This window comes from Kushneria konosiri, assembly GCF_002155145.1.
GTDB lineage: Bacteria > Pseudomonadota > Gammaproteobacteria > Pseudomonadales > Halomonadaceae > Kushneria > Kushneria konosiri.
This window is the reverse complement of the sequence record NZ_CP021323.1, coordinates 3,244,837-3,258,569: the sequence shown is the minus strand read 5'-3', so window position 1 is coordinate 3,258,569 and position 13,733 is coordinate 3,244,837. Positions and strand designations below refer to the sequence as shown.

The 13,733-nt window shown below is 57.0% G+C and carries 13 protein-coding genes; 6 read left to right on the top strand and 7 right to left on the bottom strand.

Annotated elements, in window-relative coordinates:
• The first annotated feature begins 1 nt into the window (after position 1).
• From B9G99_RS15090 to B9G99_RS15080, 3 genes are all read left to right on the top strand, one after another.
• Positions 2–298, top strand: a complete 297-nt coding sequence (locus B9G99_RS15090) for an integration host factor subunit alpha (protein ID WP_086622906.1) — start codon at positions 2–4, stop codon at positions 296–298.
• A gap of 149 nt (positions 299–447) precedes the next feature.
• Positions 448–900, top strand: coding sequence for a flavodoxin domain-containing protein (locus B9G99_RS15085; protein WP_086622905.1), 453 nt, complete (start codon positions 448–450; stop codon positions 898–900).
• Entirely contained in the window at positions 897–1,274 is a 378-nt protein-coding gene (locus tag B9G99_RS15080; protein WP_086622904.1) for a hypothetical protein, read from the top strand. The genes B9G99_RS15085 and B9G99_RS15080 overlap by 4 nt, the downstream gene beginning before the upstream one ends.
• A 17-nt stretch (positions 1,275–1,291) precedes the next feature.
• Here the strand turns inward: B9G99_RS15080 and ppnN are convergent, their stop codons facing one another.
• Positions 1,292–2,665: a nucleotide 5'-monophosphate nucleosidase PpnN gene (ppnN, locus tag B9G99_RS15075; RefSeq protein WP_086622903.1), complete on the bottom strand. Its 1,374-nt coding sequence runs from the start codon at positions 2,663–2,665 to the stop codon at positions 1,292–1,294.
• A gap of 61 nt (positions 2,666–2,726) precedes the next feature.
• A complete protein-coding gene (locus B9G99_RS15070) occupies positions 2,727–3,011 on the bottom strand; it encodes a YfcL family protein (RefSeq protein WP_086622902.1) in 285 nt (94 codons plus the stop codon).
• A gap of 195 nt (positions 3,012–3,206) precedes the next feature.
• On the opposite strand from B9G99_RS15070, the gene B9G99_RS15065 reads away from it, so the two are divergent.
• Positions 3,207–4,139: a LysR family transcriptional regulator gene (locus B9G99_RS15065; protein ID WP_086622901.1), complete on the top strand. Its 933-nt coding sequence runs from the start codon at positions 3,207–3,209 to the stop codon at positions 4,137–4,139.
• Between the two features lie 80 nt (positions 4,140–4,219).
• Here the strand turns inward: B9G99_RS15065 and gcvP are convergent, their stop codons facing one another.
• Positions 4,220–7,111, bottom strand: coding sequence for an aminomethyl-transferring glycine dehydrogenase (gene gcvP / locus B9G99_RS15060; RefSeq protein ID WP_086622900.1), 2,892 nt, complete (start codon positions 7,109–7,111; stop codon positions 4,220–4,222).
• Between the two features lie 128 nt (positions 7,112–7,239).
• Positions 7,240–7,638 (bottom strand): glycine cleavage system protein GcvH, encoded by a 399-nt coding sequence (gene gcvH, locus B9G99_RS15055; protein ID WP_086622899.1) that lies wholly within the window; start codon positions 7,636–7,638, stop codon positions 7,240–7,242.
• Positions 7,639–7,973: 335 nt separating this feature from the next.
• On the opposite strand from gcvH, the gene B9G99_RS15050 reads away from it, so the two are divergent.
• Complete coding sequence (locus B9G99_RS15050; RefSeq protein ID WP_086622898.1) at positions 7,974–9,338, top strand: alanine/glycine:cation symporter family protein; 1,365 nt, start codon at positions 7,974–7,976, stop codon at positions 9,336–9,338.
• Between the two features lie 93 nt (positions 9,339–9,431).
• The gene (gcvT, locus tag B9G99_RS15045; RefSeq protein WP_086622897.1) at positions 9,432–10,547 is read left to right on the top strand and encodes a glycine cleavage system aminomethyltransferase GcvT; all 1,116 of its coding nucleotides are present in this window, start codon (positions 9,432–9,434) and stop codon (positions 10,545–10,547) included.
• A 64-nt stretch (positions 10,548–10,611) separates the two neighbouring features.
• Here the strand turns inward: gcvT and B9G99_RS15040 are convergent, their stop codons facing one another.
• From B9G99_RS15040 to B9G99_RS15030, 3 genes are all read right to left on the bottom strand, one after another.
• Positions 10,612–11,913 carry a TRAP transporter large permease gene (locus tag B9G99_RS15040; protein WP_086622896.1) on the bottom strand — a complete coding sequence of 434 codons (1,302 nt, stop codon included), beginning with the start codon at positions 11,911–11,913 and terminating at the stop codon, positions 10,612–10,614.
• Positions 11,910–12,542 carry a TRAP transporter small permease subunit gene (locus B9G99_RS15035; RefSeq protein ID WP_086622895.1) on the bottom strand — a complete coding sequence of 211 codons (633 nt, stop codon included), beginning with the start codon at positions 12,540–12,542 and terminating at the stop codon, positions 11,910–11,912. Before B9G99_RS15035 ends, B9G99_RS15040 begins: the two co-directional genes overlap by 4 nt.
• An 87-nt stretch (positions 12,543–12,629) precedes the next feature.
• Positions 12,630–13,688: a TRAP transporter substrate-binding protein gene (locus B9G99_RS15030; protein ID WP_086622894.1), complete on the bottom strand. Its 1,059-nt coding sequence runs from the start codon at positions 13,686–13,688 to the stop codon at positions 12,630–12,632.
• Positions 13,689–13,733: the final 45 nt, after the last annotated feature.

The window sequence follows — 13,733 nt, the reverse complement described above, 5'->3', positions numbered from 1 at the left end:
AATGAGTGCGTTGACCAAGGCTGAACTGGCAGAGCATCTGCACACGTCGCTTGGCTTTTCAAAGCGTGAAGCCAAGATGCTTGTCGAGCAGTTTTTTGACGAAATCCGCGGTTGTCTCAGGGAAAATGAACAGGTCAAGCTGTCAGGATTTGGCAACTTTGATTTGCGCGACAAGCGTGAACGGCCTGGCCGTAATCCCAAGACGGGAGAAGAGATCCCCATTTCGGCGCGTCGGGTAGTCACCTTTCGCCCGGGCCAGAAGCTCAAGGCGCTGGTGGAAGAACGCGACAAGGCCTGATGTTGACGCATTCAGTGCCATGACAAGGTAGCTGTCATGATATTAAAAGCCCCGCTTATGGCGGGGCTTTTTTCATATGTCGAGTGCCGGGAAAGCGTCGGGAGCACTATGTTACCATTGCTCAAATTCAATTCTGGTGATCGAAAATCATGCCTGATGTCGGAATTTATGTGGCGACTGTTTACGGTGGCGCACTGGATGTCGCCGAGCAGATAGCCCCTCTCTTTGAAGCGGCAGGTTACGGTGTCGAAATTCATGAAACGCCCACCCTGGAAAAACTGGTCGATCCGCAACCGAACCTGGCGCTTTTTTGTATCTCGACCACGGGTCGGGGAGATTATCCTGGTAACTTCACCGCTCTGAGCAACGCTCTTGAGCAGCAACGCCCGTCGCTTGAAGGGCTACGCTATGCACTGATCGCCATGGGTGACAGCAGCTATGAAGATAGTTTTTGTGGCGCCGGTCGCAGGCTGGATGAGCTTCTGACCACGCTGGGTGGCTCGCGCGTTGGAGAGCGACTGGAAGTGGATGCATCCGAGACACCCATGGCCGATGATGCGGCGCTGCCCTGGGCTGAGCAGTGGCTGGCGGCGCATTCATGATGCGTCAGGGATTATTGGCCAGCGGCGAGCGCATTTCCATCCTGCTGGGGCTTGCCCTGACCATGCTGATGGCGGCACCCGGCTACTATATCGTTCGCGATAACGAACGTCTGATGCTGGTGGCCGGTGGTGTCGCAGCACTTGTTGTGGTGTCTGCCCTGCTGTGGCAGCGTGCCGCGAGCAGCGTCAGAAAGGGGACATTGACAGCATTGAAGCGGCTGTTGCTGTGGTTGATTGCAGGCGTAGCCGCGACGGCGATCTGGCAGCTGGTTGCGGGGCCGTCAGCATACTGGTACCAGTGGTTGCCCAAAGGCATGACCATAGGGCTTTTGCTGCACGCGCTTTATGGCTGGTGGCGCCCTGCCGAGCAGTAGCGCCACCTGATGTTGCTCTAGGTATTCAGCGTATAGCAGGGGACGTATTCGCTGCCCGGGAGCTTCATGCGCCCCTGGGCCACAAACGAGGTCAGCAGTTCATCGAGTGGCTGCATGAGCTCACTTTCAGCATTCAGGCGGAAGGGGCCATGTCGCTCGATGGCACGCACCCCCTGTTCCTTGACATTGCCGGCTACGATGCCCGAGAAGGCGCGGCGAAGGTTGGCTGCCAGATCATGGACGTTCTGGCGACGATGGAGCGCCAGTCCGGCCATGGAATCATGGTTCGGAGTAAAGGGCTGCTGAAAGTCTCGCGGAATGTCCAGACGCCAGTTGAAGTAGAAGGCATCCTGATGTTGACGTCGAAAGGCGGTCACTTCCTCGATGCCTTCTCTCATGGCGCGAGCCACGCCGACGGGATCATCGATCATGATGCGATAATATTTTTGCGCCTCGGCGCCGAGTGTAAAGGCGATGAAATTGTCGATACGCCGGAAATAGTCGGCGCTGCCGGCCGGACCGGTAAAAATGATCGGGAAGGGGATGTCTGCATTGTTCGGGTGCAGCAAAACGCCCAGCAGATACAAAATTTCTTCGGCGGTCCCGACGCCACCGGGAAAGATGATGATGCCGTGCCCGACTCGAATAAAGGCCTCAAGACGCTTTTCGATGTCCGGCATGATGACCAGTTCATTGACGATCGGATTGGGCGATTCGGCAGCAATGATGCCCGGCTCTGAAATACCCAGATAGCGGCTATTGCGGCGACGCTGCTTGGCATGCGCCACGTTGGCACCCTTCATGGGGCCTTTCATGGCACCCGGCCCGCAGCCGGTGCAGATGTCCAGGTCACGGAGCCCCAGGTGATAGCCTACCGATTTGCTGTAGTCATACTCTTCACGTGTGATGGAGTGTCCGCCCCAGCAGACCACAAGATTGGGGTCACGAGAGGGCTTCATGACACCGGCGTTGCGCAGTATGTGGAATACAGCGTTGGTGATGCCTTCTGCAGACTCGAGATCGAAGCGACCATGCTTTTCGATTTCGTTGGAGACGTAGACCACGTCACGCAATACAGAAGAGAGCAGTTCACGAATACCCCGAATCATGCTGCCGTCCACGAACGCGTGGGCGGGTGCATTGGTGAGCTTCAGGCGTATACCGCGATCCTGCTGGATGACCTCGATATCAAAATCATGATAGGTCTCCAGCACGCTGCAGCTGTCATCAGCCATGGTGCCGTAATTTAAAATGGCCAGCGCGCAGCGGCGAAGCACATCATGCATGCCGTTGGATGAAGTGTCCCGCAGACGATTGACTTCCTGTTGCGAGAGTACTTCCAGACTGCCTTCCGGAGAAATGGTGGTTGAAATCCGTGTAGCTTCCGTCATCCTCTTCGATATCCTTTTCCTGCAGTCAACAAATGCCAGAGGCGCATCCTGGCAACACGTTTCAGCTTGTCCGGCCCATGGCAACTTGCCAGAGTTCCTCGATGCGCTGGCGGTCATCGCTTTCCATGCCATCTTCCATGAAGGTGGTTTCAAGCCACTGACGATAGGTGGCGTCGAAATCCTCGGCGGTCACTTCAGAAGGCTCATATTGTGCCATTTCCTGTACCAGCTCTATCTGCGGGATCATGTATCCCAGAGCGAAAAGATCTTCATCGGGCGCTTCAGACTCCATGGCAAGAAGTGTCTTCTTGATGGCTTCGGCGCGTTTTAAAAAGGGATCAGGCATGGCGGATGTTCCAGTAACAGACAGTGTCAAATATCCTGTCCGGGATGCTAACACGAGAGCAGCAGGAGCTCATGCGGGCAACAAGCTTTTCTGATAAAGTAGCCAGTCACGCCGTATCTACCTGATCAGAAATGAAGATTTTTTGTTCGCCCGGTCGTCTCTCGCCCAGGGCCGTCAGTGAGCTGGTAACGCCCCATGTTTAATGCCCAGTATTTCAAAACCTTTATCACGCTGGTGGAAACAGGCAGCTTCACACATACGGCCCACAAGCTGGAAATGACCCAGCCCGGCGTCAGCCAGCATATTCGAAAGCTTGAGGACTATCTCGACAAGACCCTGCTGCGTCGCCACGGCCGTCGCTTTACGCTCACGGAGGCAGGAAGGCGGGCCTACGACTACGCCATTCGCCTTTTTGCCGAGCATGAACAGTTCTGCCATGGTCTGGATGATGAGTCCCTGAGCAGCGGCGAATGCCGCATTGCCAGTCCTTCAAGTATCGGTTTGATGTTTTATCCTTTCGCGCTGGGGTATCAGCAGGTCAATACCGGGCTGACCATCAACTATAACTTTGCCTTCAATGCCGAGATTGTGCAGGACGTGCTGGCTGGCCGCCATGATCTCGGCATCGTGACCGATATTACACGCCACCCCGACCTTGAATATGAGCTCTGGCATCACGAGCCTCTATGTCTGGTCGTTCCCGCCGATTTCAGGGGGAACAGCATTAACGAGCTGTTGTCACTGGGGTTTTTGAATTATTTCGATGGCGTCAATAACGCAAGCCAGGTGTTGCGTGAAAACTATCCTGACGAGTTTCGCTCCATCAGCTATTTCCCGCAGAGAGGTTATACCAACGATGTGGCTGTCGTTCTGGATGCGGTCGCGCGGGGTCTGGGGTTTACGGTTGTCTCACGTCCGATACTTGAAACCTCGCCATGGCAGCGCCAGGTTCAGGAAGTACCACTTTCAGTGCCGGTCTATGAGTCCTTGTATATCCTGACGCGCAGGGGCGCAGAGCTACCGCGTCGATACCGTCAGCTGCTCGATGAGTTTCGCGAGCAACGCCGAAATGCGCTGTATGGCTATGAAGCACCGGCCGAGATGGTCACCGAGAGCAGCAACGCTTGAGCACGCTCTTCAACGCTGCACGCCAATAAAGAGGCCGACACAACGCCATTCATTGTGTCGGCCTCTTTCATCAGTGATGTTTAATCGCGGTAGTCATCAATGCTCGGGCAGCTGCAGATCAGATTGCGATCGCCGTAGACGTTGTCGACCCGGTTGACGCTGGGCCAGAACTTGGCAGCTTTTGTGGCCGGAGTGGGGAAGGCGGCCTGTTCGCGGGAATAGGGGTAGGGCCAGTCATCGCGATACAGGTCATGCTGGGTATGAGGTGCATTGACCAGCACATTGTTATCGCGAGCGACATCTCCCTGCTCGACGGCACGAATCTCCTCACGTATGGCAATCATGGCTTCACAAAAACGATCCAGTTCCTGACGCGATTCGGATTCGGTGGGCTCGATCATGAGCGTCCCGGCCACCGGGAACGACATGGTCGGGGCATGGAAGCCGTAATCCATCAGGCGTTTGGCGATATCTTCTTCATCGATCCCGCTGGTCGCCTTGAGCGGGCGAATATCGATGATGCATTCGTGGGCCACATAACCCTTGTTGCCACGGTAGAGCACGCTGTAATGATCGCTTAGACGACGTGCCATGTAGTTGGCGTTCAAAATGGCGGTTTCACTGGCTTCACGCAGTCCGCGAGCACCCATCATGACAATGTAGGCCCATGAAATGGGCAGAATCAGGGCGCTGCCGAAGGCCGCGGAAGAAACGGCTGTACCGGGCTCAAGCGTCGTATGGCCACTGCGATGGACATGGCCCGGTAAATATTCGGCCAGGTGTGCCTTGACGCCGATGGGGCCCATACCGGGGCCGCCCCCGCCGTGGGGAATGCAGAATGTCTTGTGCAGGTTGAGATGCGAGACGTCGCCACCGTAGTCACCCGGTCGACACAGGCCAACCTGCGCATTCATGTTGGCCCCATCGATATATACCTGCCCCCCATGCTGATGCACGATTTCACATGCCTTGCGAATACCTTCCTCGAATACACCATGGGTGGACGGGTAAGTCAGCATGATGGCTGACAAATCGTCGCTATGCTTTTCGGCCTTGGTCTGCAAATCTTCCAGATCAATATTGCCATTGGCATCACATTCAACCACCACGACCTTCATGCTGGTCATGGCTGCCGAGGCCGGATTGGTGCCGTGTGCCGATGCTGGAATCAGACAGATATGTCGATGGCCCTGATCGATGGACTGCTGATAGCGTCGAATGGCCAGAAGACCGGCATATTCGCCCTGTGCCCCGGAATTGGGCTGCATGGAAATGGCGTCATAGCCGGTGATTTCGACGAGATAGTCACCCAGCTCTTCGATCATTTTGAGATAGCCCGGCACCTGAGACTCGGGAGCGAAGGGGTGAATATCGGCGCATTCGGTCCAGGACAACGGCACCATCTCTGTGGTGGCGTTGAGCTTCATGGTGCACGAACCCAATGGAATCATGGCATGCGTCAGCGACAGGTCACGATTTTCAAGCCGTTTCAGATAGCGCAGCATCTCTGTTTCGCTGTGATAACGCGAAAAGGTCGGATGCGTCAGAAATTCCGACTGACGCTGATAGGCCGTCGGCAATCGGGCTGGAGTACCCTGTAACGCGCTATCGAGGACCGCCACATCATGACCGTGCTGCTCGCCCAGCAGCAGGGTGAGAAGCGTTTTGAGATCCTGCGGTGTGGTGGTCTCATCCAGACTGATGCCGACGCGGCCATCCTCGCGATAGCGCAGGTTGTGACCGGCGGCTTCTGCCCGCTGACGCAGTGCACTGATATCGTCAACACGCAGGGTCAGCGTGTCGAAGAAATGCTCGTTATCGACGCTTACAGCGCTTTCATTCAGCGCACTGGCCAGAATGCAGGTCATGCGGTGTACGCGGTTGGCGATGGTGCGAATGCCGTCGGGGCCATGATAGACCGCATAAAACCCGGCGATATTGGCCAGCAGTGCCTGAGCGGTACAAATATTGGACGTCGCCTTTTCACGACGGATGTGCTGCTCGCGCGTTTGCATGGCCATGCGAAGGGCCGGCTTGCCGTGGCGGTCGCGGGAAACACCGATAACGCGTCCGGGCATGGAGCGCTTGAGGTCATCATTGACGGCAAAAAAGGCTGCATGCGGGCCACCAAAGCCCATGGGAACACCAAAGCGCTGGGCCGATCCAAGCGCAATGTCAGCGCCCATCTCTCCCGGCGGCTTCAACAGCGCCAGCGCCAGCAGATCCGTGGCCACGGCGACCATGACATTGCGCTTGTGAGCGCGCTCGATAAGCGTGTCGAGTTCAACCACGCTGCCATCTTCGGCCGGATATTGCAGCAGGGCGCCGAAAACGTCGTACTGATCGAGCTGCTCGGCGCGATCCACGATCACGTCAAGGCCAAGCCATCGAGCGCGAGTGCGTACCACATCCAGGGTCTGCGGGAAGACATGATCGGCCATAAAAAAGGCCGAGCTTTTGTTTTTTCGGTTGGCTCGCTTGCAAAGCGCCATGGCTTCGGCCGCAGCGGTGGCCTCATCCAGCAGGGATGCATTGGCCAGCGCCATACCGGTCATGTCCATGACCACCTGCTGAAAATTGAGAAGCCCCTCAAGGCGCCCCTGGGCGATCTCGGGCTGATAGGGCGTGTAGGCCGTATACCAGCCCGGGTTTTCCAGCACATTGCGGGCAATGACAGCCGGCATGATGGTGCCGTAGTAACCGACCCCGATGTGATTTCTCATGACCTGGTTGGTACCCATGACGCGGCGAAGGCGCGTGAGCGCTTCAAGCTCTGACACCGGTTCGGCCAGATTCAGCTCACCGTCAAGGCGTATGTCTCCGGGAATGGTGTGCGCGAGCAGATCTGCCATCGTGTCGGCACCAAGTGTCTCCAGCATATGACGACGTGCAGTGGCATCGACGCCAATATGACGTTCAATAAACGCATCATGCACAAAGAGTTCATCCAGCGAGCGAGAGTCAGCGGCCATGGGATATCCGTAAGATAGAGTGCCGGAAGAAGGCGCTACAGAGGGTGATGAGCATAAGGCCCGTGGTGAGCAGGCCATCTTCCGACAGCAGAGAGGAGGTCAGCCTCGGGTGTCGATAGTAAACGCGATCAGTCGTTTGATTCGTTGGCGACGAGCTCGGTATAGCTCTCGGCATCCATCAGGGATTCGAGTTCATCAGGCTCCGCCAGACGAATCTTGATCAGCCAGGCATCGTCGTAGGGGCTTTCGTTGAGACTTTCAGGGGCATCTTCAAGCAGGGTATTGACGCCGAGGACTGCTCCACCCAGAGGGGCATAAAGATCGGAGGCGGCCTTGACCGACTCGACCACACCGAACTCTTCACCGGTCGTGAGGGTGCTGCCGACCTCGGGAAGCTCCACAAAAACCACATCTCCCAGCGCCTGCTGGGCATGATCGGTAATGCCGATGGTGACGGTACCATCGCCATTGTCCTGGACCCATTCGTGACTGTCCGAGTAGCGAAGATTAGTGGGGATCTGGCTCATTTTGTATGTCCTGTTCAATGCCAAGATGACGGATGGCGAAACATCCCGGGAATAACGAGGCTGACCTGCCTATAGGGTGGCTTCAGGCGGCTTGCTCGTCCACTGCTGATTGCGGATCGGCGATTTTGTTGTGCCCGCGTGTTTCCGATAGGAAACTTTTTCCTTATCGTAACGTTGCCAATCGAGGACTAAAAGGGCCTGGCATGAAAAACGTTGGTCCCACGCATGCTTGTCATGACATTGGCTGGGGTAGCCTGTAGATTTTCATGTTGCACTGTCATTCTTATATCGTTTGATAAACAGTGACTTCAATAACAACTCTGGGAAGGTCGGTCATGGAAACATTACAGGGACTGGTAACAGGCATTAATGGGGTGGTCTGGGGCCCACTGATGCTGGTGTTGCTGCTGGGCGTAGGACTTTATCTGCAGATCGGCCTCAAGGGCATGCCGATACGCAACATTGGTCGCGCCTTTGGCCTGCTCTGGCAGGGACGCACGCCGGGTGAAAAGGACAGCGGTGAAATTTCGTCCTTCAATGCGCTCATGACGTCGCTTTCTGCCACCATCGGCACCGGTAATATTGCCGGAGTGGCCACCGCTATTGCGCTGGGTGGTCCGGGCGCCGTGTTCTGGATGTGGATGACTGCACTGGTGGGCATGGCCACCAAGTATGCCGAAGCGGTCTGCGCCGTGCGCTATCGCGAGCGTGACGATCAGGGCAATTTCGTTGGCGGGCCGATGTATTACATCAAAAATGGCCTCGGCAAGCGCTACGCCTGGCTGGGCGTACTGTTTGCGTTGTTTGGTACGCTGGCCTCCTTTGGTATCGGTAACACGGTACAGGCCAATTCAGTGGCCGATGCCCTGTCCACCTCGTTCAGCATTCCTTCATGGGTGACCGGCCTTGTCATCATGGTACTGGCGGGCGCTGTCATTCTGGGCGGCATTCAGCGCATTTCAAGTGTTGCCGGGCGTCTGGTTCCGTTCATGGCTGTCGCTTATCTGCTGGCCGGGCTGGTTGTACTGGCGATCAATTATGCGGCCATTCCCGAGGCACTGTGGCTGATTGTTCGCCATGCCTTTACGCCCATTTCAGCGGCAGGTGGCTTTGCCGGTGCTGCCGTCGCCGCCGCCATTCGCTTTGGTGTGGCGCGAGGGGTCTTTTCCAACGAGGCAGGTCTTGGCAGTGCTCCCATTGCTCATGCAGCCGCTCAGACCAATAGCCCGGTCAGGCAGGGCATGGTGGCCATGCTGGGCACCTTCATTGATACCATCGTGGTCTGCTCCATCACGGCGCTGGCCATCGTCACTTCCGGACAATGGCTCGAGGGAGAGTCCGGCGCTTCCTTGACGTCCATGGCGTTTCGTATGGCATTGCCGGGACCCGGCGATTACATCGTTGCCGTTGCGCTGGCCATTTTTGCCTTTACCACCATCCTGGGCTGGTCCTACTACGGTGAGCGGTGCTTCCAGTATCTGTTTGGCAGCCGTGCTGCGCGTTTCTATCGAATTGCATTCGTACTGGCCATTCCGGTAGGCGCCATGGCGCATCTTGATTTTATCTGGTTGCTGGCGGACACCTTCAATGCCTTGATGGCGATTCCCAACCTTATTGCTCTGGCACTGCTGTCTCCGGTGGTTTTCAAGCTGACCCGTGAGCATTTTGCCAGTACCGTTCAGCCGACCAGCCGTCGCTAAAACAGCACCTAAAGGCTTTATGTGCATGGCTCGACCGGGCAATGAGCCGTGCACATTCAATGCACTCATTCATGACCCGGGTTTGGAGGATTTATGTCAACCCTGCATCGCACGCCGCTTTATACGCTCTGGCAACAGCGCGGGGCCAGATTTGTTCCCTTCGCCGGCTATGAAATGCCTGTCCAGTTCGAGATGGGAATCAAGCGTGAGCATGAGCACACGCGTCAGAAATGCGGGTTGTTTGATGTCTCCCATATGGGGCAGATGCTGATTCATGGCAGCCAACCGGCAACGGCGCTGGAGCGGGTATCGCCCATTGATGCCGTGGGCATGGCCCCGGGTCGTCAGCGCTATGGTCTGTTTACCAGCAGTGTGGGCGGAATCCATGATGATTTCATGGCGGTCAATGCCGGCGACCATCTCTATCTGGTCGTCAATGCTGCCTGTCGTGCGGCGGATGCGGCCTTGCTAAGAAGCGGGCTGGGTGAAGGTGGGGACCTCGAGGTGGTCGAGGATCGTGCGCTACTGGCGCTTCAGGGGCCCATGGCGCGTGACGTCATGGGTAATCTGTGTCCGTCGGCGACAGAGCTCACCTTCATGCAACACGCCCGGTTCGAGATCATGGGGCACGAGGTCTGGGTCAGCTGCTCGGGATATACCGGGGAAGATGGCTTTGAACTTTCCATTCCCGCCGAGGGCGCGCAAGGAATTGCCGAGTGGCTGCTGGACCAGGATGGGGTTGAGCCCATCGGGCTGGGCGCGCGCGACTCGTTGCGCCTTGAAGCTGGACTTTGCCTCTATGGTCATGACATGGACAAGGAAACCACGCCCATTGAGGCCTCGCTGGGATGGGCGATCGGCAAGGCTCGACGCCAGGGCGGCGAGCGTGAAGGCGGTTTCCCCGGCGCGGATGTGATTCTGACCCAACAGGCCAATCAGGATACAGAACGCCTGCGAACCGGGCTGAAGGCAGATAGGAAAGCGCCGGTGCGCGAGGGCACCAAACTCTTCAACATGGAAGGCGACCCCATTGGTGAGGTGACATCAGGTACCTTTGGTCCCTCGGTCGGTGCACCCGTGGCCATGGGCTATATCAAGCGAGAGTGTTGTACACCGGGGCAGAAGCTTCAGGCAGAGGTGCGAGGCCGTCGGCTGGATATGACGGTCACATCGATGCCCTTCGTCACCACCCATTACTACCGTGGCTAGTCAACGCCTGAAAAGGCCCTGCAATGCAGGGCCTTTTTTGGACGGGAAGTGAGACGCGAGAGCCCTATACCAGCCACATGGCAAGATCCGGCCAGAACAGCAGGGCAAAGAGCACCAGCAACTGCAGGGCGATAAAGGGCAGCAGCGATACAAAAATGTCCTTGAGGCTGATTTCCGGCGGTGCAACTCCCTTGAGATAGAACGCGGCGGGCCCGAATGGTGGAGAGAGAAACGACACCTGCATATTGACGGCAAACAGGATGCCGAACCATATCGGGCTATAACCCAGCTGCGTAATGATGGGCACAAAGATTGGCAGGGTCAGCATCGCTACACCGATCCAGTCCAGAAACATGCCCAGAATCAGCAGAATACCCATCATCACCAGAATGATGACGATCGGGGCAACGTCGAGGCCCATGATCATGCCTGATATGAAGCGGTTGCCGCCCATCAGGTTATAAACCCCGACCAGTGCTGCCGCGCCGATGCCGATCCAGATAATCATCCCGCAGGTCATGAGCGTCTGGCCAAGGCTTTCGTGCATGGTTTTAAACGAGAATTCACCACGCAGCACGATAGCCAGCAATACGCCGAAGACGCCCATGGCCGCGGCTTCCGTGACCGAGGCAACACCGCCATAGATCGAGCCAAGCACCAGTACCGCGATCAGTGCCGGCACGATAATGGCCTGCAGTGCCTTGCCCTTGGTGGCAAAGGTTTCGCGGCGGTCTTCTTCGGTCAACGGTGGGCCAAGGCTTGGGTTTTTCAAACAGCGCACCAGCACATAACCTATGTAGGAAAGCATCAGGATCACAGCCGGTGTAATGGCGGCAGTGAACAGATCCGCGATGGAAACGCTGGCAATGAGGCCATAGATGATCAGCACGATCGAGGGCGGCATCATGGTGCCCAGCGACCCGCCGGCACAGACAACGCCGATGGACAGGTGCTTGTCATAACCCAGTCGCAGCATCTGTGGCAGGGCAAGAATGCCCAGCAGGACAATTTCCCCACCGATAATGCCCGATAGCGCCGCCAGAAAGAACGCCACGACCACGGTCTGCACGGCCACACCGCCGGGCAGGCGCCCCGCAAAGACGCGCATGGCGTTAAATAAATCCTTTGCGATACCGGAGCGGTCCAGCAGCGAGGCCATGAGCACGAACATTGGCACTGCCACCAGGGAATATTCGGTCACAAACCCATAGATGCGGCTGGTAACCAGCGGCATGGCCATCGGCCCGAACCAGCCAAAGGTAAAGGCCAGTGCGACCAGGCCGGTAATGAAGGCCAGCGGCAGGCCGGTAATCAAAAGAGCGAAGATCGCCCCGACCATTAAAATTGTCCCGTCGGCAATGGTCATGACGCGCCCTCCCCATCATTGTGTCGGGCCTCGGCAGATTTGCCTCGCAAGGACTGAATGAAATGGACCAGCGACTGTACGCACATGACCATCAGCGCGACCATGATGATGCCTTTTACCAGGGCCGGGAATGGCGGGTTCCATGAAGTGCCTGAGCGCTCCAGCTGCCAGTCGCCCAAGGGATTATGTGAGGCATCCCAGAACATGGTGAAGGCGGCGTAGCTCATGGCCAGACAAAAGCCGAAGGTGACCAGATCATTGAAACGATCCAGCCACAGGCGCAGACGTGGCCCGGCACTGTCATAGAGAACGCGTACTCGAATGTGACGGTTGCTGGCCAGTGCCGCCGGGCCACCAAGGGCAAAGCTGACGGCCACCAGCATCACTACGCTCTCATGCACCCAGGAGGTCGGGGAGTTGAAACCATAGCGCATGAGCACTTCATGAACGCTGATGGCCATGGCTGCAAAGACCAGCCAGGCCGCACCGCGGGCACACCAGACGACCCCGCGATCGAGAAGGCTGCGCACCGGGTCCGGAGCATGATCAATATGGTCGGGGTTTGAGCGAGCGAGTTCTTCCTCGCCAGCCTCGACCACGCCATGCTGTCGTTGAGGGTCTGTAGACATGAGACAGCCTCTGCATCAGAGAAAATCGATCGTGTAATGACACGGCCAGAGCGTACGTCTGGCCGTGTCTGCGCAAGGACTGTTCAATCAGGATGACGTGTCTGTTGCTTCATTGCCGTCTTTGGCGGGCAGCAGATTGTGTGCCCTGAGATAGGCCACAACCGATTCATAGTACTCACGGGTAATGTCGTTGCGTTCAGCCCACTCGGCCCACTCCTTGCGGGCAATATCCCTGAATTTCGCACGCTCTTCCTGAGACAGATCGATGATCTCGATGTCCGGATCCTGGCGGGCCTCACGCACGGCTTCCAGATCACGTGTTTTAAGTTCGGCGACCATTTCGTAGGCCAGGGCATCCACGGAGGTGGTCAGTATGGCCTGCAGGTCGGCCGGCAGGCCCTGCCAGATTTCATTGTTGATCGAGACTGCGACCATGGGCAGGGAGTGGAAGCCGGGATAGAGCGGGTAGGGTGCAAAGTCATGCAGGCCCTGAGCCTGGTTGGTGGCAAAAACGGTGTAATCGGCAGCATCGATGACGCCTTTTTCAAGCCCCGTATAGACCTCCGAGCCCGGCAGGTTGACCGGTGTGGCGCCGGCCTTTTCAAAGATGTTGTAGACCATGCCTTCCGGTGCCCTCAGCTTGAGTCCCTTCATATCGGCAATGGAATGTATCGGCTTGCTGGAGGGCAGCGACTCAAGGCCGGTCGCTGCAGCACCGATCAGATGAAGTCCATACGGCTCGACCAGCTTGTTATAGAGCGCCTCGCCACCGGCATTGTTCATGTAATCGAGGAAATCGTAAGGATCACTCCATGCTCCCACCAGATTGCCCATCATCCCGAAGGCAGGGTTCTGACCGGTGAAGTAACTGGGATCGGTCAGGTGTCCCTGCAGGATGCCGGAACGCACTGCCTGCAGGGTCTGATTGGCCTGTACCACAGCGCCAACCGGCAATATCTCGATGGCGATACGGCCGCCCGACATTTTCGACACGTTGTCGGCCCATGCCTTTTTCATTTCGAACTGAGGTTCTCCGGAAGTCTCCGAAGTCTGGAAGGTCCATTCATATTCGGCAGCATGGGCGTTAAACGCGGCACTGCCCAGTGCCAGTAGAATGCAGGCTTTTAATGGAAAACGAATTGCCATGATGAGTTCCCTTTACCGTTGTTATTGATGTGTTATCCATTGCGC

Excerpts from the sequence above, each read along its gene's own strand:
- B9G99_RS15090 (WP_086622906.1), top strand. The coding sequence starts at position 2 with ATGAGTGCGTTGACCAAGGCTGAACTGGCAGAGCATCTGCACACGTCG.
- B9G99_RS15085 (WP_086622905.1), top strand. The coding sequence starts at position 448 with ATGCCTGATGTCGGAATTTATGTGGCGACTGTTTACGGTGGCGCACTG.
- B9G99_RS15080 (WP_086622904.1), top strand. The coding sequence starts at position 897 with ATGATGCGTCAGGGATTATTGGCCAGCGGCGAGCGCATTTCCATCCTG.
- ppnN (WP_086622903.1), bottom strand. The coding sequence starts at position 2,665 with ATGACGGAAGCTACACGGATTTCAACCACCATTTCTCCGGAAGGCAGT.
- B9G99_RS15070 (WP_086622902.1), bottom strand. The coding sequence starts at position 3,011 with ATGCCTGATCCCTTTTTAAAACGCGCCGAAGCCATCAAGAAGACACTT.
- B9G99_RS15065 (WP_086622901.1), top strand. The coding sequence starts at position 3,207 with ATGTTTAATGCCCAGTATTTCAAAACCTTTATCACGCTGGTGGAAACA.
- gcvP (WP_086622900.1), bottom strand. The coding sequence starts at position 7,111 with ATGGCCGCTGACTCTCGCTCGCTGGATGAACTCTTTGTGCATGATGCG.
- gcvH (WP_086622899.1), bottom strand. The coding sequence starts at position 7,638 with ATGAGCCAGATCCCCACTAATCTTCGCTACTCGGACAGTCACGAATGG.
- B9G99_RS15050 (WP_086622898.1), top strand. The coding sequence starts at position 7,974 with ATGGAAACATTACAGGGACTGGTAACAGGCATTAATGGGGTGGTCTGG.
- gcvT (WP_086622897.1), top strand. The coding sequence starts at position 9,432 with ATGTCAACCCTGCATCGCACGCCGCTTTATACGCTCTGGCAACAGCGC.
- B9G99_RS15040 (WP_086622896.1), bottom strand. The coding sequence starts at position 11,913 with ATGACCATTGCCGACGGGACAATTTTAATGGTCGGGGCGATCTTCGCT.
- B9G99_RS15035 (WP_086622895.1), bottom strand. The coding sequence starts at position 12,542 with ATGTCTACAGACCCTCAACGACAGCATGGCGTGGTCGAGGCTGGCGAG.
- B9G99_RS15030 (WP_086622894.1), bottom strand. The coding sequence starts at position 13,688 with ATGGCAATTCGTTTTCCATTAAAAGCCTGCATTCTACTGGCACTGGGC.